Below are 20687 nucleotides of genomic sequence, written 5' to 3' on the forward strand. Positions count from 1 at the left end.
TTGTTGTATGGAATTTATTTTTCATATATGCGAAGGGGATCTAATAAGCAGAAGTTTATTTTATGCTGGCTTGAAAAGAGGAGAGGGGAAGCAGCGGCAATGGGTGCAGGCCGGACGGTTGCGGAGTACTTTTCGTTACACGGCAAGATGAAATAAATGTTCTTTTTAGCCGCAGCGCGCGGTGCAATCCGCAGATTGCACCGGAGGAAGGATACCGCATTACGCTCCGCGCACAGACGCGGGGGCTGGCGAAGCGGCGGGAGGATTACCTGCGGCGAAGATGCCCTTCGCCGCCAGGCCTGCGACGGTGAGGGCAGCCGGGATGCCGAGGATCAAAAAGACGCTTTCGAAGGGCAGGTTGAGCGCCATCATCTCAGCGCCGGCAAAGGCGCTGAGGATCGCGCCGATCCGCCCGACGCCGTGCATCCAGCTGGAGCCGGTCGCCCGCGCCTGCGTGGGGTAGTAACGGGCGGAGAGGGCGTTCATGCCCGTATTGGCGCCGTTCAGGCAGGCGCCGCTGATAAACGCCAGCATACAGAGCAAGGCAAAGCTGCCCGCGGCGTAGCCCATCGCCATGGTAAACAGGCCGCCGACGGCGTAGATCATTCCCAGCGCGCGATGGGGATTGATGCGGTCCATCAGCCAGCCGGCAAACAGCGAGCCGAGTGTGCCTCCCGCCTGGTAGATCGCCGTCATCACGGCCGCCTGGCTGACGGTAAGCCCGACCTCCTTAACCAGCGTTGGCAGCCAGCTGCCGAGAATATAGACCAGGAACAGCCCCATAAAATAGACCAGCCATAGCATCAACGAGCCAAAGCCGTACTGGCGGGAGAGCACAATGCGCATCGCGTTGCCGGCCGCCGGCTGCGCTGGCAGGATAAACGTCACGTTGTCGCTGATTTGTCCGGGATAAAGACGATTAAGGATGGCGCGAATGCGCGCCGCTGGCGCTTGTTTGATCACCAGAAAACGAACTGATTCCGGCAGCCGCCAGATAAGCAGGGGGGCAAACAGCAGCGGCAGAATGCCGCCGAGCGCCATCAGCGAGTGCCAGCCAAACTGCGGGATCAGCCATGATGCGGTGAATCCTCCGGCCGCCGCGCCGAAGGTGAAGCCGCAGAAGATGACGGTAATAATAAATGAGCGCTGGCGTTCCGGAGCGTATTCCGACACCAGCGTCCCGATGTTCGGCATCGCGGCGCCCAGTCCAAGGCCGGTCATAAAGCGGAAGAACATCATCTGCTCAATGTTGTGCGAGAAGGCGGTGGCGATGGTCCAGAAGCCGAAGAAGAAGACGCTGTTGATGATGATCTTTTTGCGTCCCAGCCAGTCGGCGAGCGGGCCAGAGAAAATAGCGCCCAGCGCGAGGCCGATCAGGGCGGCGCTGATCACCAGGCCCAGCTGGTGGTTGCTTACCCCCCACTCCAGCTTCAGCGTCGGGGCGATAAAGCCCATGATCGCGATATCAAACCCATCGAGAGCGATAACGCAAAAGCCGAGAAAAATAATCTGCTTTTGAAAGCGGCTCAGCGGGTTACGGTTAATAAACTCTCTGACATCCAGGCGTTGAGTCTGTGTCATAGCGGATTCCTTATGCGCAGGAGCGCAGGTAGGGCTGCGCGGCAGTGAACAGTAATTGCGCCCGCTGGAGGGGCGGCAGGGCGCCCTGCTCGCCGTCGAGCGGCACCTCGAGGGAGACCGGCAGCATCGCCGGCAGAGCCGACATCAGACCGTGCAGATCCAAACCGCCTTCCCCCGGCACGTTGCGCGCTGAGCGGGCCTGGCGGATGAGCTCCTGCTCGCTTTCCGGCCGCTGCGCCGCGCCATCGCAGAGCTGCATATAGTTCAGATGATGCGCGGGCAGGCTGGAGAGGGCGGCGAGCGATTCTCCCGCGCGCCAGAAATGAAGGGCGTCCACCAGGATGCCAATATCCTCCCGCCCGCTGGCGGCGATCAGCGCCTGCGCATCGGCGATCGTGCGCAGCTGGGTCCAGGGCATTGGCTCAAGGTTCATGGTCAGGCCAAACGGGCGGCCGGCCGCGGCGAGAGTGGCCAGGTTGTCGGCGCTGCGCTGCAGGTTGTCGTCATTCCCGGCGACTAACACCTGCCCGGCGCCAAGCCGCGCGGCGGTCTCCATAAAGCGCTGCAGCCGATCGTCGAGGGTAAACCCCGGGCTCAGGCGGACGATCTCCACGTCCGAGACGCGGATGCCGGTTTCCATCAGCGCGGCCAGGGTCGCGCGGACGGCGGGGGTATCGCCCAGCATATCGTAGTCCGGGTCGGCGGGGGTGGCGGGCAGCAGCCGCAGACCCACGTGGGTAAAACCGGTTCTGGCCGCTATCCGCACCTGTTCGGGGGGAGAGACATCGAGCAGGCTCAGCGCGGCGAGCGATAGGGTACGCATGTTCATAAATGGCTCCGGTTCAGTTGCAGGTGAAGTTAGCCAGGGTTATTGCCGTCCCTGGTTGTTATTGCTCTGTTTTTATTGTGTTTTCAGCCAGTTTTTTGCCCACCAGGTAGCCGAAGGTCATCGCCGGCCCGAGGGTGATCCCTCCGCTGGGGTAATAGCCGCGCATCACGCTCGACATGTCGTTGCCGATGGCGAACAGGCCCGGTATCGGCTGCTGCTGCCCGTCCAGCACCCGAGCGTGTTCGTCGGTTTGCAATCCGCTGAAGGTGCCCAGCGAGCCGGGCAGAATGCGCACCGCGTAGAACGGCCCTTCGCGCAGCGGTCCGAGCGTCACCTGATGGTCACCCTGCGCGCGGTTATAGGCCGATGCGCCGCGGTGAAAATCGACGTCTTCACCGGTGCTGGCGAAGTGATTAAAGCGTTCAACGGTTTCCGCCAGCGCATCGGTATCGATGGCGCACCGTTTCGCCAGCTCGGCCAGGGTGTTTCCTCGCAGCAGATAGCCGGTACGCAGCCAGGCGGTAGGGGTGAACGGGAAGGGCCTGGCGTGGCCCAGGCCATAGCGGCGCAGCGCGCGCCGATCGGCCAGCAGCCAGGCCTGCGGCGTGTCGCCCACAGGCGTCGCCGCCAGCAGGGCGGCGATAAAGTCGTGATAGGAGTCGGCCTCGTTAACAAAGCGTTTGCCGTTAGGCAGGACGGCGATCACCCCGGGCTTGGCTCGCTCCACCAGATGGGGAAACATCAGCTGCTGGCCGCTGGCGAGGGTGACGCGGGACACCGGCGCCCAGGCCAGCGGGTGGCGCAGGCGGGTATCGAACTGGCCGCCGACGGATTCGCCAAGGCGGATCCCCTCGCCCTGATTGTCAGGCGGCGCGGCGGAGAAATGGCCGTAGCCCTCCGCCGCGTGAGGCACCACCTGCGCCAGGCGCTGCCGATCGTGGGGAAAACCGCCGCAGGCCAGCACCACGGCGCCCGCTTCGACGTGCATCTCCCCGTCATCGCTGCGCAGCACCGCGCCGGACACTCCCCGCGGCCCCTGCAGCAGCCGAACCGCAGGCGCATTGAGTTGAAAGCGCACTCCGGCGTCGAGGGCGGATCGCAGCAGACGAGCGACCAGCGCATTGCCATTGACCAGATGCTGCCCCCGTCCGGCGCGCAGCCGCTGCCAGCCGTGGCGCAGCAGGCGGCGGGCGGCATACAGCGCGGAGCGCGGCGAGCGGGTGGCGTTAAAAAAATGCGCCATGTCCGCGCCGCCGGCGATGCCCATCCCGGCCAGGCTGATGGTCTCCAGCGGCGGGCGCAGTCGGTGGAGCCAGTCGCCGAGCAGGCGGCCATCGTAGGGCTGAGCGGTCACCGACCGCCCACCGTTCGCCGCGCCCGGCGACGCGTGGAAGTCCGGCATGGCGCTGCCCGACAGAAACTTCACCGCCGTCCGCTGATGAAAAAAATCCACCATTTCCGGCCCGTGACGGAGGAAAGTCTGCAGCCGTTCGTCGGCGGCTTCGCCCCCCATCTCATGCTGCAGATAGGTCAGCGGAGCATCGGCCGCTTCGTCGATGCCCTCCGCCCGCGCCAGCGGGTTGCGGGGGATCCACAGCCAGCCGCCGGACCAGGCGCTGGTTCCGCCGAGCACTGACGCCTTCTCCGCCACCATGACGCTGGCGCCGTGCATTGCCGCGGTGACCGCGGCAGAGAGTCCCGCCGCGCCGGAGCCGACCACCAGCATATCCACCTTCACAGGCCCGCTCATGATGGACTCCTTACTGCAATGGTGAAAAAGCGGTGGGGCGCATCAGCACCGACTCGAGGCGCTCCACGGCGGCCAGTTCGCGATTTTTCCGCGAGAAGGTCTGCCAGCGCTCGTCCTGGGCCATCCGCGCGCGGCGTACCAGGCGATCGTCCAGGCTTTCGTAAGCCCAGATGTGCACTACCTGATTGACCACGCCGATCTCGGTAAAAAAGAAGCCGATCAGTTTGCCGAGATGGTCAGTTTGCACCGCCAGGGCATCGCTTTGGTACAGCGCCAGCCAATCGGCCATTTTCAGCGGATTGATGGTGTAGGTGCGTTTTTCGTAGATCATGATGTTTTCCTGATTAGTGGGTGGCGGGTTGCGCCAGATGGCAGGCGGCGAGGTAGCCAAACGTCAGCCCCGGGCCAAGGGTGATGCCGGGACCCGGGTAGGTGCCGGCCATCAGCGAATCCATGTCGTTTCCCACCGCGTACAGCCCCGCGATAGGCTTTCCTTCGGCGTTGACGACCTGGGCATCGGCGGTGGTGACCAGACCCCGGGAAGTCCCCAGATCGCCGGTATAGAGTTTGATGGCATAGAACGGCGCGCTGAGCAGGGGAGCGTTGCAGGCGTCAGGGTGATGGCCCGGATCGCCCATCGCCCGGTTATAGCTGTTGCCGCCTTTGGCAAACTCACGGTCCACGCCCTGCGCGGCGTCACGATTGTAGCGGGCGACCGTCTCGCTCAGGGTGTGGGCATCCAGCCCAAGCTGCTGCGCCAGCGTGGCCAGGGTGTCGGCTTTGTGCAGATAGCCGGCGGCGATCAGGGCGTCATTGTTCACCGGCGCCGGGCGCGCCAGCCCGAGGCCGTAACGCTTCATCGCCTGGGCGTCGCACAGTAAAAAGCAGGGGGCATTCTCCGCGGCACGCTGCATCGCGCTGGCAAAATGGTGATAGGAGCTGGACTCATTAACGAAGCGTACCGCCCGCTGATTGACGGCAATCACGCCCGGCTTGGCCCGGTCGGTCACCAGGTGGGGGAAGCGCTCCTCGCTGCCGTCGGACCGGGTCAGCACCGATACCGGCGCCCAGAAAAAGTTGGATGCCCGATCGGCTCCCTCGCGAGCGTTAAGCGCCGCCGCGAGACGCAGCGCGGCGCCATCATTGGCCGGCGGCGACATGGTGAAGTGCTCTCGGGTGTCAGGCCGATAGCGCGCCGCCAGCGCGCCAGCGGCAAAACCGCCTGCGGCCAGCACCACCCCGCGCCGGGCGTGCAGCGTCTCTCTTTGCCCCTGACACTCGATCTCTACCCCGGTGACCGCGCCTTGCGCTTCGCACAGCGCCAGAACATTGACATTCAGCCGCAGGCTCATGCCTTTACGCAGCGCCGTGGTCGCCATGCGGGCAATCAGCGCATTACCCATCGCCAGGCGGGTGCCGCGAGGGTATGTCACCCGGTCGCGGGCGTAGCGCAGCAGCAGTCGGGTGCAATGGGCCAGGGAGCGCAGCGAGCGACGCATATCGAGAAAATGTTGAATGTCGACGCGGTTGACCATCATTCCGCCAAACAGCAGCATCCCCGGCGGCGGCGAGCGCAGGTCGCGAAACGCGTCACCCAGTTCACGGCCGTCATACTCCACCACCTCCAGCGCCCGACCGACGTCGACGGCGCCGGGCTCATCCGGATAGTAATCAGGTGAGAGTGGGCGCAGGCTATATTTCACCGCCCCCTCGCGCTCCAGAAAGGCGAGGGCCTCTCGCCCGGCGCTGACAAACGCCTCGGCGATATCTTCGCGGTAGTGGTCCTCGCCGATAATGGTTCGCAGATAGGTTTTGATCGCTTCGGCGCTACCGCTTTTGCCCTCGGCGCGCGCCTGGTCAGTATCATGCAGCCACACGGCGCCGCCAGAGATGGCCGAGGTGCCGCCGAACTGACCGGCTTTCTCCAGCATCAGCACCGACAGCCCTTTGCAGCTGGCGGTGACCGCGGCGGCAAAGCCAGCGGCGCCGCTGCCGATGACGATCACATCCCAGCTCTTCATGCCGCCGCTCCCTGCGCCGGCGGGATGGCGCCGATAAACTGGCCCATCAGCGTCATCTGCGCCAGCGCCATTTCCGGCCCGGTCTGTACCCGGCAGCCGCGGGCGGCGGCGAAGGTGAGCAACGGCGTCATCACCGGGGCGGTGACAACGTCAGCCACGTGGGTGGCGCTGTCGAGGGTCTCCAGCAGCGCCTGCGGCAGGGGCAGCGCATCAAATCCGGCCATGCCGGCCGGCGAGCCGTTGACCAGCAGATCGACGCCGTGCAGGGTGTCCGGCAGCGCGCTCAGTCGCACCGCCGGAAAGGCTTCAGCCAGAAGATCGTGCAGGCGTTGCCGGGTGGCGGGGTTTTGATCGTGCAGAGCCAGCTGACGGAGCCCCGCCTCGCACAATCCCCAGGCGATGGCGCTGCCGACGCCGCCGCAACCGGAGAGCAGCGCCTGCTTACCTGCCGGCTGAAAACCCTGTGCCTCGGCGGCGAGCTGAAAGCCGACGCCGTCCAGCATATCGCCCTGTAACCGGCCATCCGCCAGCTTGCGGATCACATTGATGGCGTTGAGTCGGCGGGCGCGCGGCGTAAGCTCGTCGACCAGCGCGGCGGCGCGTTGTTTATGCGGCACCGTCACCAGCACGCCGCTCATGTTCTGCCAGCCGCGCAGGGCGTTGAGGTAGGCGGCCACCGCGTCCGGGGCGATATCCACCGGGATCATGACGCTGTCCATGTGCTGTTCGGCAAAGTAGCGGTTGAAGTTATCCGGTGATTTCACCTGGGCAATCGGATGACCAATCACGGCGACAACCTGGGTAGTTCCACTGACCATTGCAAACCTCATTTGTTAAATGAATGTTGTGAAAGTATTTCAGTGGAAGCTGGGAGCGACAACGCAGAATTCGGACATGTCGGTTGTTAATCGCACGATCGCTGCGATAATCGCAGGAAATCGATAATGATGTTGCAAAAATGTGAGCGAATATGCAAAACACCATTCATCCTCGCGATCTGATCGTCGGTTTACAAAAAGGGTTGGCGCTCATCCAGCTTTTTTCTAAAACCTGCCCAAAGCTCACCGTCGCTCAGGCGGCGAAAATGAGCGGCCTGACGCAAAGCGCGGCACGACGTTTTCTGTTGACGCTGCTGCATGAGCGCTATTTGCAAACCGATGGGCGCTATTACTGGCTTACCCCGAAGACGCTGCGGCTTGGTCAGGCCTACGTCGATTCGGCGCAGTTTCCCCGCATGGTGCGGCCGATTGTCGAATACATCGCCAGCCGGACCGAGGAGCACGCCTCGGTGGGGGTGGTGGATGAAGATGAACTGGTCTATATCGCCCGCAGCCGTCATACGCCATTTAACTCCACGTCGGTTCGGCTTGGGGAGCGGGTGCCCATCTTTTGTACCGCCGGGGGGCGGTTATGGCTGGCTTCGCTGCCGGAAGCAGAGTGTGAAGCGGTTCTACAGCGCATTACCCGGGAACAACGCACGCCCTATACGGTGACCGACGTCGCGTCGTTGATGGAGAAGATTGCCCAAGTGCGGCGTCAGGGATATGCCACTATCGAGCAGGAGTTTGAGATTGGTATGCTGGTGCTGGCGGTACCGTTAACCGACAGGGAAGGGACCTGGTGGGGAGCGTTAAGTCTGACCAGTCATCAATCACGGACTTCGCTGGACGCGTTATGCCGCGACCACCTTGATCTGCTCTATAGCGCGCAGGCGATGCTGGTGGGTTAAACAGGGCAGCCGATGCGCTGCCCTCGGCGAGACGTCGTTTAGGCTGACGCTTTGTTGAGGAAGCTGCTCCAGTCGCTGGCGGCGTTATCGACAAAGGTGTTCCAGCTGGTGCCGGCGGTATTGACGAAGCTACCCCAGTTTTCCTTACCGGTGGTCACAAAGGTTTCCCAGTTTGTCTGACCGGTCAGGAAGGAACCAAACGCCATCGCGCTGTCGCCAACGAATGAGGCGAAGGCGGTACCGGAGGTGAGGACAAACGAGGTGAAGCCGACGGCAGAGTTGGCGACAAAGCTGGCGAAGCCGTTGGCCGCGCCGAACAGGTTAAAGCCGCCGGAGATGTACTCCATTTCGTTCAGTGTTAATTCTTTCATTGCGATTCCTTGTAGTGAATATTTCCCAAACGGGTGTAAACCCGAGGCGAAAAGTAGCATCGCGGGCGCGTGCGGCGCGAGCGATACCCGGTTAGCACAAGCTCATTTTTTCCTCATTTTTTGGGCGTGAGATAGCGAAACCGGTGCGGGGGAGGGGAGGGGAAGTATGAAATGAGAAAGGAACCAATTTGAAACAGAAAAGAAAAAGCCCCGTAAAAACGGGGCTTTATATCGTACTGGAGAGCGAGATTATCTCACGTAAGCCAGCAGGCTATGTGAATCCGGCACCATAAAGTCAACGGACATCATCACGGACAGCGCAGTGATGGCGACGATGGAAAAGACGAACAGCTTGCGCGCCCAGACTTTGTCATCTGCCACTTTGTAGCCACGCAGCGCCATGCCCAGCCACCAGACGCTGACCGCAGCCGCCACGACCAGGTATTTATACCCGGCGTAGCCGCCCAGCGAGAGCATCAGGGTCGCAACGGCAAAGGCGACGATGTACAGCGTAATATGGTTTTTGGCGACCGAAATGCCTTTCACCACCGGCAGCACCGGAATATTCGCCGCCTGATAATCCTTAAAGCGGAAAATCGCGATGGCGTAGGAGTGAGGCATCTGCCACAGGCTAAAGATAGCCAGCAGGATCGCCGCACCGCTGTCGAAATCACCGGTGACCGCGCAGTAGCCAATCACCGGCGGCGCGGCGCCGGAGAGTGAGCCAATCAGCGTGCCGTAGACAGAGTGACGTTTCATGTACAGGCTGTAGACGCCGACATATACCACGAACCCCATCACCCCCAGCCAGCAGGCCAGCGGATTTGCGCCGAACCACAGCAGCATAAAGCCAGCAATACCCAGCAAGGTGGCGTACACCAGCGAAGCTTCTGGCGAGATCAGCCCTTTGACCAGCACCCGGTTTTTCGTCCGTTCCATCTTACGATCGATGTCCCGGTCGATGTAGTTGTTGAATACACAACCCGAGGCGACCACCAGGGATACTCCAAGGAGCGTCCAGACGAACAGCGGATAGTCGATGTGGCCTTTGGAGGCCAGCAGGAAACCGCCGATCACGGAGATCAGGTTGCCAAAAATAATGCCTGGTTTCGTAACTTGCAGGTATTGCTTAAACATACTCGCCGCTCTTAGTGCATCATCATGTTGTAGTTCAGGTTCCACATAATCCAGATGGAGCCGACAACCACGATCGCAATGATGATTACGGTGAAGATAAATGCGGTCAGGTTCCAGCCTTCATCGGACTTGCTGTTCATATGCAGGAAGTACACGAGGTGTACCACGATCTGCACCACAGCGGTCACCAGAATGGTGCCAAGGATAACCGCATGCGAGGCGGAGCCACTCATCACCATGGCGAACGGAATGACCGTCAGGATGATGGACAGGATAAATCCTGTCATGTAGCTCTTCACGCTGCCGTGAGAAGCGCCGCTATGATCGGTAGAATGACTCATTACATCGCCCCCATCAGATAGACAACCGAGAACACGCAGATCCACACGACGTCCAGGAAGTGCCAGAACAGGCTCAGGCACAGGATACGCGTGCGGTTAGTGCTGGTCAGGCCACGACGTGAAACCTGGAACATCAGCACCGCCATCCAGATAAGGCCAGAGGTCACGTGCAGACCGTGGGTGCCGACCAGCGCGAAGAACGCGGACAGGAAGCCACTACGATCCGGACCAAAGCCTTCCATGATCAGGTGATGGAATTCATAGATTTCCATCCCGATAAATCCGGCGCCAAACAGCCAGGTCAACGCCAGCCAGGAAACCACCTGGCTCTTGTTGTTTTTGTACATGGCGATAGCCGCCATGCCATAGGTGATGGAGCTGAACAGCAGCAGTGCGGTTTCAACCAGAACGAACGGCAGTTCGAAAATATCTTTGCCAGTCGGTCCGCCGGCCGTGCCGTTCACCAGAACGGCATAGGTAGCAAACAGCGTAGCGAAGATAATGCAGTCGCTCATCAGGTAGATCCAGAAACCGAATACCTTCATCGGTCCTGTATCATGGTGCCCGTGTTCATGCGCGTGGGCAGTATGCGCAAGAGTATCAGTTGCCATTTTTCAGCCCTGCTTTGTTAATCTCATCGAAATGCTGTTTTTCCAGTTTTTCGACTTCTGCAACCGGTACGTAGTAATCCACGTCCTCGTCAAAGCTCTTAATAATCCAGGTCGCTACGATGCCGATGAAGCTGGCGATCGCCATCCACCAGATATGCCAGATCATGGCGAAACCAAATACCGTCGCGAAGGCGGCAATGACGATGCCGGCGCCGCTGTTTTTCGGCATATGAATTTCTTCATAGTGAGCAGGCTGTTTGTACGCTTCACCTTTCTCTTTCATTTCCCAGAAGGCGTCACGCTCGTGAACCTGAGGAACGATAGCGAAGTTGTAGAACGGCGGTGGAGAAGAGGTTGCCCACTCCAGCGTACGGCCACCCCACGGGTCACCGGTCAGGTCACGGTTCTGATCGCGGTCGCGAATAGAGACGTAGAACTGAATCAGCTGGCACAGGATACCGCAGGCGATCAGCGCCGCACCGCAAGCTGCAACAACCAGCATCGGGTGGAACTGCGGATCGATCTGCTGGCTCAGACGACGGGTCATCCCCATGAAGCCCAGCACGTACAGCGGCATAAACGCCACGAAGAAGCCGATGATCCAGAACCAGAAAGCGCGTTTGCCCCAGGTTTCGTTCAGGGTGAAGCCAAAGGCTTTAGGCCACCAGTAGGTCAGACCTGCGAAGCAACCGAATACCACGCCGCCGATGATAACGTTATGGAAGTGCGCGATCAGGAACAGGCTGTTGTGCAGAACGAAGTCCGCGCCCGGTACCGCCAGCAGCACGCCGGTCATCCCACCTACGGAGAAGGTCACGATAAAGCCGATAGTCCACATCATCGCCGAGTTGAAGACGATGCGACCCTGATACATGGTGAACAGCCAGTTGAAGATCTTAACCCCGGTCGGGATCGCGATAATCATGGTGGTAATACCGAAGAAGGCGTTTACGTTCGCGCCGGCACCCATGGTGAAGAAGTGGTGCAGCCAAACGATGAACGACAGAACGGTAATACAGACGGTTGCCCACACCAGAGAGGTGTAACCGAACAGACGCTTACGCGAGAAGGTCGCGGCGATTTCGGAGAAGACCCCGAACACCGGCAGAACCAGGATGTACACTTCCGGGTGACCCCAGGCCCAAATCAGGTTGATGTACATCATCATGTTGCCACCCATATCGTTGGTAAAGAAATGGGTGCCCAGGTAACGATCCAGGGTCAGCAGCGCGATGGTGACGGTCAGAATTGGGAAAGAGGCGATAATCAGGATGTTAGCGCACAGAGATGCCCAGGAGAATACCGGCATCTTGAACATGGTCATGCCCGGGGCGCGCATCTTGATAATGGTCACGAAGAAGTTAATACCGGTCAGGGTAGTACCGATACCGGAGAGCTGCAGCGCCCAAATCCAGTAGTCGACCCCTACGCCAGGACTGTACTCAATTCCCGACAGCGGCGGATAGGCCAGCCAACCGGTCTGCGCGAACTCACCGACGCCCAGAGACAGGTTAACCAGAATCACGCCCACAACGGTGAACCAGAAGCTCAGGTTGTTGAGGAACGGGAAGGCTACGTCGCGTGCGCCGAGCTGAAGCGGAACCACCAGGTTCATCAGACCGATAACGAACGGCATCGCCACGAAGAAGATCATGATAACGCCGTGGGCGGTAAAGATCTGATCGTAGTGATGAGGCGGCAGGAAGCCTGCTTCCCCGGCCGAGGCCAGCACCTGCTGGCTACGCATCATGATGGCGTCAGCAAAGCCACGCAGCAGCATGACGATTGCCACGATAACGTACATGATACCGAGACGTTTGTGGTCGACAGAGGTCAGCCACTCGTTCCATAGGTAGGACCACTTACCGAAGTAAGTGATGGCCGCCAGAAGCGCCAGTCCCCCAATGATAATCGCAGCCACCGTTACCACGATAATAGGTTCGTGGTAGGGCACTGCATCCAGTGTAAGTTTTCCGAACATCGTTTTCTTCCTCGGCCCCTTAGTGAGCGGTTTCCGCGTGGCTCATGTCCATGCCTTCCATCCCGTCGTGAGCGGCATGCTCGCCTTCAGGTTTGGACATGTTCATGCTCTCGTGAGACATGAATTTGTTCACAACATCTTTGAACAGATCCGGCTTCACGTTAGAGAAGTATTCCACTTTGTTATATTCGCTAGGCACAGCCACTTTCTCGAACGCGGCCATAGAGTCCATAGCGTTCGGAGACTGTTTCGCTTTTTCAACCCACTGATCGAAAGTTGCACGATCCGGGGTAGCAATCGCTTTGAACTTCATACCAGAGAAGCCCGGGCCACTGTAGCTAGCGGAGATACCGTCATAAGTACCAGCTTCGTCAGCAATGAGGTGCAGCTGAGTCTGCATCCCGGCCATTGCGTAGATCTGGCTGCCTAAGCGCGGAATAAAGAACGAGTTCATCACCGAGTTAGAGGTCACTTTGAAGTGTACCGGTACGTTCGCCGGGAAGGCGATTTCGTTAACGGTAGCAATACCCTGTTCCGGATAGATAAAGAACCATTTCCAGTCCATCGATACGACTTCGATGGTGATTGGTTTCTCGTCATGGACAAGCGGTTTGCTTGGCTCCAGTGCGTGAGTGGTTTTCCAGGTCAGAACGGCCAGGAACAGGATGATCAGAATAGGTACCGTCCAGACCACAGCTTCCACTTTATTGGAGTGTGACCAGTTCGGGCTATACTTCGCATCTTTATTGCTCGCGCGATACTTCCAGGCAAATCCTACTGCCATCAAGACGGCGGGAATAACGACAATCATCATCAGGCCGAAGGCCGTCAGAATCAAAGAGCGTTGCTCCAGTCCAATCTGTCCTTTTGGGTCAAGGAGTGCAGAATCACAACCACTGAGTAATACAGTACCTGCGATTAATGACATCCATCCCAAACTTTTATTGTATTTCCTGAGTCTCATTGAACGACCTCAATTCCACGGGATCTGGTGGCGTTTAAAGTGTACGGGCATTTTACGGTAAGGTTGCATTACTGTAAACATGATTGGATCTCTGTCAGTTCTGTGTTAGCGGCTTCTGCTTGCTTTGTCACATATGTTACGTAGTGTTACGTAATCGCTTGCAAAGCCTGATTTTCGTGGGATCGATAACGAAAGGGATAAGAAAAGGAGTGCTTAGCGGCGAATGGGCATAACCACCCAAAAATTAGAACAATTGTTTAACATTTAATTATCAAATAAAAGACATTGTGGAAACGTAAAATAAAATCGGCTTAGCTGAATCGGTTAAATTATTTAAAGAATCGAATAAAAACTGTCAATAATTTCCAGAAAACAAAAACGCACAAAACAACAAATAGCGCGGCGGGCAATATAAAAGCGTTAATAAGCCGTTATAATTACGTTTCGTAATTACAACGGCTAATAATGATGCAGCGTCCTTAAATCAGGTGGGTTTTACGCAGCGCCAGGTAGTCGAGCAGGCCGCCGAGCAAAATACCGCCAACGGCCGTCAGCGCGGCAACCTCCAGCAGGCCGGACAGGAAGCTGAACGACGTATAATCCAGCGCGTTGAGGATCAGCAGACCCAGCCATACCGCCAGCAGCAGGCAGCCCAGCGTCAGGATCCCCAGCGCCAGCGCATAGGCCTGCGGATATTCGCTACGCGGTATAAAGCTTGCCGTGCGTTGGGTATGCTCGAGCGTTTGCCGGCACAGCAGCAGCAGCGCGATCCCCGGCACCGCCGCGACCACAGAGAAGAGATAGAAGGTGGACCAGCCGTGGGCCTCGACGAACCAGCCGGCGATCGGCCCGACGTACACGCGGCCAACCGCGGACAGCGCCGAGAGCAGCGCGAACTGGGTGGCGGAGAACGACTTGTTGCACAGCGTCATCAGCAGCGCCACAAACGCCGCCGTGCCCATTCCCCCGCACAGGTTCTCAAAGAATACCGCGGTCGCCATGGAATAGAGGTGCTTATCGGTAATCGACAGCAGCCAGTAGCCGGCGTTGGAGACCCCCTGCAGCAGACCGAAGATCAGCAGCGCCCGGAACAGCGTCAACCGCTGCATCAGGACGCCGCCGTACAGGGCGCCGAGAATGGTGGCGAACAGGCCTAAGGTTTTGTTCACCATCCCCACTTCACCGGCGTCAAAACCGACGCCGCGGATGAGAAAGGTGGTGGTCAGGCTCATGGCAAACGCATCGCCAAGCTTATAAAGAACGATGAGCAACAGAATAAGCCAGGCGTTGTTGCGGCCGAAAAAATCACGCAGCGGCGCAACCACCGCCTGCTCCAGCGATCGGGGAACCGGGATGACGTCGCTCGGCTCGGGCGCCAGCAGCGTGGCGATGATGCAGGGCACCAGCAGCGCCGCCATCAGCCAGTACATCCCCTGCCAGCCGAGATAGCGGTCGGCGAGCCACAGGGCCAGACCGCCGGAGACCAGCATCCCGAGGCGATAGCCCAGCACGCTGATCGCGGCGCCGGCGCCGCGCTCTTCCGCCGGCAGAACGTCGGTTTTCCAGGCGTCAAAGACAATATCCTGCGACGCTGAACAGAAGGCGATCACCACCGCCAGCGCCGCCATCCAGCGCAGCTGGGAGACGGGTTCAAGAAAGCCCATCGCCGCGATGGCCAACAGGAGCAGGATCTGGGTGGTGACCAGCCAGCCGCGACGTCGGCCGAGGAACGGCGGCGTGTAGCGGTCCATCAGCGGGGACCAGAGAAATTTAAAGACATAGGCCTGGCCGACCAGCGAGAAAAAACCGATCGTTTTCAGATCGATATTTTCCACCGTCATCCAGGCCTGCAGGGTACCGGAGGTGAGGGCCAGCGGCAGACCGGAGGCGAAGCCGAGGATCAGCAAAATCGCTGATTTAGGCTGCTGAAAAATGCGTAAGTAGTGACTGGACATAGCATAAAGCACGAACCCGGCGGAGGCCGGGTTCGTGGTGGCATTAACGCGCGTTTTGCTTGATGAAATCGTGAATGCTGGTGTCCTGCGCCATATCGGCGATGGTATCGGTCAGGACGCTGTTAACGGCATCAGCGATGTTTTTGTTCGAGGCCTGGAAGGCGCCTTCAACCGAGTAGCTGGCGCGGTAGTTTTTGGTCATCTTCGTGCCGTTTGCCGCGGTGGCGATGATGGCAATATCGGCTTTGGTGGCGATGTTGTAGCGCACGTTGCCCTGGGAGACGTCAGCGTAAAGTTTGTTGACGATGATCTGCAGATCGACTGCGCCGTTCGGGCCAATCATATAGCCGCGCGCGGTCATTTGTTTCTCCAGCACTTCCTGCAGCAGGAAGCGCAGGTCGCGGGAGGCGGTGAGGGTGACCTGTTGGTTGTCGCGCGTCACTTTCGCCAGCGCCTGGTCCGGACGCTGGTCGGCGCCGTTGATGCTGACGGTCACGCCCATCAGGCTCGGATCCTGCTGCGGCAGCGTGATTTTCGGCGATACTTCAATGGTGGTCGGCGGCGTGGCGCATCCTGCCAGCATAAACATGGCGACCAACGGGAAAAGGATCTTCTTAAGCATGTTCAGGTCTCAACGCATGGTGTTGTTATAAGGAAAATTACCGCCATCATAGCATTGCCAACGGCAAGGGGAAGTGGCAACGCGTGTAAATCCATCGCCCTGGCGGTTTTCTGAGCGCCCCGCTACGGTTAATCGCTCTTTCCCCGGCGGATCTGGCGACCAGAGCCAGTAAACGTGATACTTTTGAATGAAAATATCAGAACAATGCTAATTTTTTGTTGTTTTCTCCTAATGGAAGCGGTAAAAGCGGCTAACATTTAAAAGGAGTGGCGGCATCTCAGCGTTGTCGGAGGAGAAAATTCATGATGATACGTGAACAGATCGAAGCAAAACTTAGAGCAGCGTTCGACCCGATGTATCTCGAAGTCGTGGATGAAAGTTATCGTCACAACGTCCCTGCGGGCTCTGAAAGTCATTTTAAAGTGGTGTTAGTGAGCGATCGCTTCACTGGCGAGCGTTTCCTTAATCGCCACCGTATGATCTACGGCACGCTAACCGAGGAGCTGTCGAATACGGTGCACGCCCTGGCGTTGCACACCTACACGATTAAAGAATGGGAAGCGCTACAGGATACGGTTTTCGCCTCGCCGCCGTGCCGCGGCGCGGGGAGCATCGCCTAGAAATCCCATTTGCAACCGCTGGCGCTTTTCCAGTATGTTGCTTGCAGATTTAGCAAAAACGGCCTACGGGCCGTTTTGTTTTGCCTGGAAAATGCGCAAAGTCAGCGCTTTTGCGGACAAAATTGAGCGGGAAATGTGAAAAATGCCGCAGCACCAGGCGACAACCGTTCTCGACTCACAAAAGTGATGCCGCTATAATGCCGCGTCTTATATATGAATGTCTTCGGGATGATTCTGACGACAGGGAATGTGTTTCTGATTTGAAGAGGGCATCCCGGTTCTGCGAAGCCACCTACACGCGCTTCCAGAGTTGACCGAGCACTGTGATTTTTTTGAGGTAACAAGATGCAAGTTTCAGTTGAAACCACTCAGGGCCTTGGGCGCCGTGTAACGATTACTATCGCCGCTGACAGCATCGAGAATGCTGTCAAAAGCGAGCTGGTCAACGTAGCGAAAAAAGTTCGCATTGACGGCTTCCGTAAAGGCAAAGTGCCGATGAATGTTGTTGCTCAGCGTTATGGCGCATCCGTTCGCCAGGACGTGCTGGGCGACCTGATGAGCCGTCATTTCGTTGACGCGATCATCAAAGAAAAAATCAATCCGGCCGGCGCGCCGAACTACGTTCCGGGCGAATACAAACTGGGCGAAGACTTCACCTACGCGGTAGAGTTCGAAGTGTACCCGGAAGTTGAACTGCAGGGTCTGGAAGCGATCGAAGTAGAAAAACCGGTTGTTGAAGTGACCGACGCTGACGTTGACACCATGCTGGAAACCCTGCGCAAGCAGCAGGCCACCTGGAAAGACAAAGAAGGCGCAGTTGACGCTGAAGATCGCGTAACCATCGACTTCACCGGTTCCGTAGACGGCGAAGAGTTCGAAGGCGGCAAAGCGTCTGACTTCGTACTGGCGATGGGTCAGGGTCGTATGATCCCAGGCTTCGAAGACGGTATCAAAGGCCACAAAGCGGGTGACGAGTTCACCATCGACGTGACCTTCCCGGAAGAGTACCACGCTGAAAACCTGAAAGGTAAAGCGGCTAAGTTCGTTATCAACCTGAAGAAAGTTGAAGAACGTGAACTGCCGGAGCTGACCGAAGAATTCATCAAACGTTTCGGCGTGGAAGATGGTTCCGTCGCTGGCCTGCGCGCTGAAGTGCGTAAAAACATGGAACGCGAGCTGAAAGGCGCTGTGCGTAACCGTGTGAAGTCTCAGGCTATCGAAGGTCTGGTTAAAGCTAACGAAATCGACGTTCCGGCGGCCCTGATCGACAGCGAAATCGACGTGCTGCGTCGCCAGGCTGCTCAGCGTTTCGGTGGCAACGAGAAACAGGCGCTGGAACTGCCGCGTGAGCTGTTCGAAGAGCAGGCTAAACGCCGCGTAGTGGTTGGCCTGCTGCTGGGCGAAGTGATTCGCACCAACGAGCTGAAAGCTGACGAAGAGCGCGTGAAAGGCCTGATCGAAGAGATGGCTTCTGCTTACGAAGATCCGTCAGAAGTGGTTGAGTTCTACAGCAAGAACAAAGAGCTGATGGACAACATGCGCAACGTGGCGCTGGAAGAGCAGGCTGTTGAAGCCGTGCTGGCGAAAGCCAAAGTGTCTGAAAAAGCCACTTCCTTCAACGAACTGATGAACCAGCAGGCGTAATTTCGCCGCGATGGTTTAAGGTTCGGGCAAAAACCCGTTGCCGAAAGGCGGCGGGTTTTTTTTTAGGATAATGCCAGCCTCAGGCACGGTGCTAAAACGCATTTACCATGATAGCGTTACAGCAAAAGCTTGTTATGCTTGAAATATGGCAACGCCATCCCCATTACCGGGGGAGGCAACTGCATCCGCAATTGCACGCGTGTTGAAGAGGCGGTGACGCGTTCAGCGGATAGAAACTGTGGCTGATAATCCGTCCGTAAGGTTACAATCAGTGCAGCAGGTATTTTAAAATTACTCCAGGAGACGGAAATGTCATACAGTGGCGAACGAGACAACTTTGCACCCCATATGGCCCTGGTGCCGATGGTCATTGAACAGACCTCACGCGGTGAACGTTCTTTTGATATCTACTCCCGTCTGCTTAAGGAACGCGTCATTTTTCTGACCGGCCAGGTCGAAGACCACATGGCAAACCTGATCGTGGCGCAGATGCTGTTTCTGGAAGCGGAAAACCCGGAAAAAGACATTTACCTGTACATTAACTCTCCGGGCGGGGTGATCACCGCCGGGATGTCGATCTATGACACCATGCAGTTCATCAAGCCGGACGTCAGCACCATCTGTATGGGACAGGCCGCGTCCATGGGCGCGTTCCTGTTGACCGCCGGGGCGAAGGGCAAGCGTTTCTGCCTGCCGAACTCCCGCGTGATGATCCACCAGCCGCTGGGCGGCTATCAGGGGCAGGCGACGGATATTGAGATCCACGCCCGTGAAATCCTGAAGGTGAAAGGACGCATGAATGAGCTGATGGCGCATCATACCGGCCAGTCTCTTGAGCAGATTGAGCGTGACACCGAGCGTGACCGCTTCCTCTCTGCTGCGGAAGCCGTGGAGTACGGACTGGTCGACTCTATTTTGACCCATCGTAATTGATGCCCGAGGCGCAAGGGTGCCGCTTTACGCTGCATCCTTCTCGCCACGTCTGCTAAGCGGTTGGCATTTTTCCGGAGGCTTGCCGGGCAGGCAGGCGGCCGGTAGCTTCGCTACCGCCTCGATGTAGCGCGAAGGATTTTGTGTATATACTAATGAAGGGCGGCACAACGCTATATGGCGGCTTGCGCCTGAGAATGGCATTTGCGTCGTCGTGTGCGGCACAAAGAACTTAAAAAGAGGTTTGGACTCATGACAGATAAACGCAAAGATGGATCGGGCAAATTGTTGTATTGCTCTTTTTGCGGCAAAAGCCAGCATGAAGTGCGTAAGCTGATCGCCGGGCCATCCGTGTATATCTGCGACGAATGCGTTGATTTATGTAACGACATCATTCGCGAAGAGATTAAAGAAGTTGCGCCGCACCGCGAGCGCAGCGCGCTGCCGACGCCGCACGAGATTCGCCACCACCTTGATGACTACGTCATCGGTCAGGAACAGGCGAAAAAAGTGTTGGCGGTCGCGGTATACAACCACTACAAACGTCTGCGCAATGGCGATACCAGCAATGGCGTAGAGCTGGGTAAAAGTAACATTCTGCTGATCGGGCCGACCGGCTCCGGTAAAACGCTGCTGGCGGAAACGCTGGCGCGCCTGCTGGATGTGCCGTTTACCATGGCGGACGCCACCACCCTGACCGAAGCCGGTTATGTGGGTGAGGACGTCGAAAATATCATTCAGAAACTGCTGCAGAAGTGCGACTACGACGTGCAGAAAGCGCAGCGCGGTATCGTCTATATCGACGAAATCGACAAAATTTCGCGTAAATCCGACAACCCGTCGATTACCCGCGACGTCTCCGGCGAAGGCGTGCAGCAGGCGCTGCTGAAGCTTATCGAAGGCACCGTCGCCGCCGTTCCGCCGCAGGGCGGGCGTAAACACCCGCAGCAGGAGTTCCTGCAGGTTGATACCTCCAAGATCCTGTTTATCTGCGGCGGCGCGTTTGCCGGTCTGGATAAAGTGATTTCCCACCGTGTGGAAACCGGCTCCGGCATTGGTTTTGGCGCGACGGTTAAAGCGAAGTCCGACAAAGCGAGCGAAGGCGAACTGCTGGCCCAGGTCGAGCCGGAAGATCTGATCAAGTTTGGTTTGATTCCGGAATTCATTGGCCGTCTGCCGGTAGTGGCAACCCTGAACGAGCTGAGCGAAGAAGCGCTGATCCAGATCCTGAAAGAGCCGAAAAACGCCCTGACCAAGCAGTATCAGGCGCTGTTTAGCCTGGAAGGCGCAGAGCTTGAATTCCGCGACGAAGCGCTGGATGCCATCGCCAAGAAAGCGATGGCGCGTAAAACCGGCGCCCGTGGCCTGCGTTCCATTGTGGAAGCGGCGCTGCTGGACACCATGTATGACCTGCCTTCGATGGAAGATGTCGAAAAAGTGGTCATTGATGAGTCGGTTATCGCCGGGCAGAGCAAACCGTTGCTGATCTACGGCAAACCGGAGGCTCAGCAGGCATCTGGCGAATAATTAGCCATTTCACTCAAGCAGTTAACAAAAAGGGGGGATTTTATCTCCCCTTTTATTTTTCCTGCATTCCCGCC

19 protein-coding genes are annotated in these 20687 nt (G+C 58.1%); 5 read left to right on the forward strand and 14 right to left on the reverse strand.

All coding sequences use genetic code 11. The annotated features are described in order from the left end of the window. Window positions 1-219: 219 nt before the first annotated feature. Genes ACLH1U_RS11500 through ACLH1U_RS11525 form a run of 6 tightly spaced genes read right to left on the reverse strand, consistent with a single transcriptional unit; the run spans window position 220 to window position 6999 of the window. A complete protein-coding gene (locus tag ACLH1U_RS11500; RefSeq protein ID WP_373638391.1) occupies window positions 220-1581 on the reverse strand; it encodes an MFS transporter in 1362 nt (453 codons plus the stop codon). 10 nt (window positions 1582-1591) lie between these two features. Continuing rightward, complete coding sequence (locus ACLH1U_RS11505) at window positions 1592-2410, reverse strand: sugar phosphate isomerase/epimerase family protein (RefSeq protein ID WP_135719215.1); 819 nt, start codon at window positions 2408-2410, stop codon at window positions 1592-1594. Between the two features lie 58 nt (window positions 2411-2468). Continuing rightward, the gene (locus ACLH1U_RS11510) at window positions 2469-4160 is read right to left on the reverse strand and encodes an FAD-dependent oxidoreductase (RefSeq protein ID WP_411299252.1); all 1692 of its coding nucleotides are present in this window, start codon (window positions 4158-4160) and stop codon (window positions 2469-2471) included. 10 nt (window positions 4161-4170) lie between these two features. Beyond that, entirely contained in the window at window positions 4171-4491 is a 321-nt protein-coding gene (locus tag ACLH1U_RS11515; protein ID WP_004204812.1) for an NIPSNAP family protein, read from the reverse strand. Window positions 4492-4504: 13 nt separating this feature from the next. Next, entirely contained in the window at window positions 4505-6181 is a 1677-nt protein-coding gene (locus tag ACLH1U_RS11520) for an FAD-dependent oxidoreductase (RefSeq protein ID WP_411299253.1), read from the reverse strand. Next, window positions 6178-6999: a shikimate dehydrogenase family protein gene (locus tag ACLH1U_RS11525; protein WP_182962211.1), complete on the reverse strand. Its 822-nt coding sequence runs from the start codon at window positions 6997-6999 to the stop codon at window positions 6178-6180. Before ACLH1U_RS11525 ends, ACLH1U_RS11520 begins: the two co-directional genes overlap by 4 nt. 152 nt (window positions 7000-7151) lie before the next feature. On the opposite strand from ACLH1U_RS11525, the gene ACLH1U_RS11530 reads away from it, so the two are divergent. After that, window positions 7152-7910 carry an IclR family transcriptional regulator C-terminal domain-containing protein gene (locus ACLH1U_RS11530; RefSeq protein ID WP_023288610.1) on the forward strand — a complete coding sequence of 253 codons (759 nt, stop codon included), beginning with the start codon at window positions 7152-7154 and terminating at the stop codon, window positions 7908-7910. A gap of 38 nt (window positions 7911-7948) precedes the next feature. Here the strand turns inward: ACLH1U_RS11530 and ACLH1U_RS11535 are convergent, their stop codons facing one another. The 8 genes from ACLH1U_RS11535 to ACLH1U_RS11570 all read right to left on the reverse strand — a co-directional run bounded on the left by ACLH1U_RS11535 (window position 7949) and on the right by ACLH1U_RS11570 (window position 15892). Continuing rightward, window positions 7949-8281 carry a hypothetical protein gene (locus ACLH1U_RS11535; protein ID WP_023288611.1) on the reverse strand — a complete coding sequence of 111 codons (333 nt, stop codon included), beginning with the start codon at window positions 8279-8281 and terminating at the stop codon, window positions 7949-7951. Window positions 8282-8530: 249 nt separating this feature from the next. Then, a complete protein-coding gene (gene cyoE / locus ACLH1U_RS11540) occupies window positions 8531-9418 on the reverse strand; it encodes a heme o synthase (protein ID WP_002891629.1) in 888 nt (295 codons plus the stop codon). An 11-nt stretch (window positions 9419-9429) separates the two neighbouring features. After that, complete coding sequence (locus tag ACLH1U_RS11545; protein WP_002891634.1) at window positions 9430-9759, reverse strand: cytochrome o ubiquinol oxidase subunit IV; 330 nt, start codon at window positions 9757-9759, stop codon at window positions 9430-9432. Then, a complete protein-coding gene (locus tag ACLH1U_RS11550) occupies window positions 9759-10370 on the reverse strand; it encodes a cytochrome o ubiquinol oxidase subunit III (RefSeq protein WP_002891635.1) in 612 nt (203 codons plus the stop codon). Before ACLH1U_RS11550 ends, ACLH1U_RS11545 begins: the two co-directional genes overlap by 1 nt. Then, window positions 10360-12351, reverse strand: a complete 1992-nt coding sequence (gene cyoB, locus ACLH1U_RS11555) for a cytochrome o ubiquinol oxidase subunit I (RefSeq protein WP_004204804.1) — start codon at window positions 12349-12351, stop codon at window positions 10360-10362. The genes ACLH1U_RS11550 and cyoB overlap by 11 nt, the downstream gene beginning before the upstream one ends. Before the next feature lie 19 nt (window positions 12352-12370). After that, window positions 12371-13315, reverse strand: a complete 945-nt coding sequence (cyoA, locus tag ACLH1U_RS11560; RefSeq protein WP_004204802.1) for a cytochrome o ubiquinol oxidase subunit II — start codon at window positions 13313-13315, stop codon at window positions 12371-12373. Between the two features lie 479 nt (window positions 13316-13794). Continuing rightward, on the reverse strand, window positions 13795-15270 hold the full coding sequence (ampG, locus tag ACLH1U_RS11565) for a muropeptide MFS transporter AmpG (RefSeq protein WP_032453853.1): 1476 nt from the start codon (window positions 15268-15270) through the stop codon (window positions 13795-13797). 43 nt (window positions 15271-15313) lie between these two features. Continuing rightward, a complete protein-coding gene (locus ACLH1U_RS11570; RefSeq protein ID WP_004204800.1) occupies window positions 15314-15892 on the reverse strand; it encodes a lipoprotein in 579 nt (192 codons plus the stop codon). A 302-nt stretch (window positions 15893-16194) separates the two neighbouring features. On the opposite strand from ACLH1U_RS11570, the gene bolA reads away from it, so the two are divergent. The 4 genes from bolA (at window position 16195) to clpX (ending at window position 20613) form a co-directional block, all read left to right on the forward strand. Further along, window positions 16195-16512: a transcriptional regulator BolA gene (gene bolA, locus ACLH1U_RS11575; protein WP_002891649.1), complete on the forward strand. Its 318-nt coding sequence runs from the start codon at window positions 16195-16197 to the stop codon at window positions 16510-16512. A 345-nt stretch (window positions 16513-16857) separates the two neighbouring features. Further along, window positions 16858-18156 (forward strand): trigger factor, encoded by a 1299-nt coding sequence (tig, locus tag ACLH1U_RS11580; RefSeq protein ID WP_023288613.1) that lies wholly within the window; start codon window positions 16858-16860, stop codon window positions 18154-18156. 309 nt (window positions 18157-18465) lie between these two features. Next, window positions 18466-19089 (forward strand): ATP-dependent Clp endopeptidase proteolytic subunit ClpP, encoded by a 624-nt coding sequence (clpP, locus tag ACLH1U_RS11585; RefSeq protein ID WP_002891804.1) that lies wholly within the window; start codon window positions 18466-18468, stop codon window positions 19087-19089. Between the two features lie 249 nt (window positions 19090-19338). Next, window positions 19339-20613 carry an ATP-dependent protease ATP-binding subunit ClpX gene (clpX, locus tag ACLH1U_RS11590; protein ID WP_002891807.1) on the forward strand — a complete coding sequence of 425 codons (1275 nt, stop codon included), beginning with the start codon at window positions 19339-19341 and terminating at the stop codon, window positions 20611-20613. Window positions 20614-20687 lie beyond the last annotated feature (74 nt).

This window comes from Klebsiella sp. 1SOBk5mer, from assembly GCF_046603115.1.
In the GTDB taxonomy this organism is placed as follows: Bacteria; Pseudomonadota; Gammaproteobacteria; order Enterobacterales; family Enterobacteriaceae; genus Klebsiella; species Klebsiella quasipneumoniae.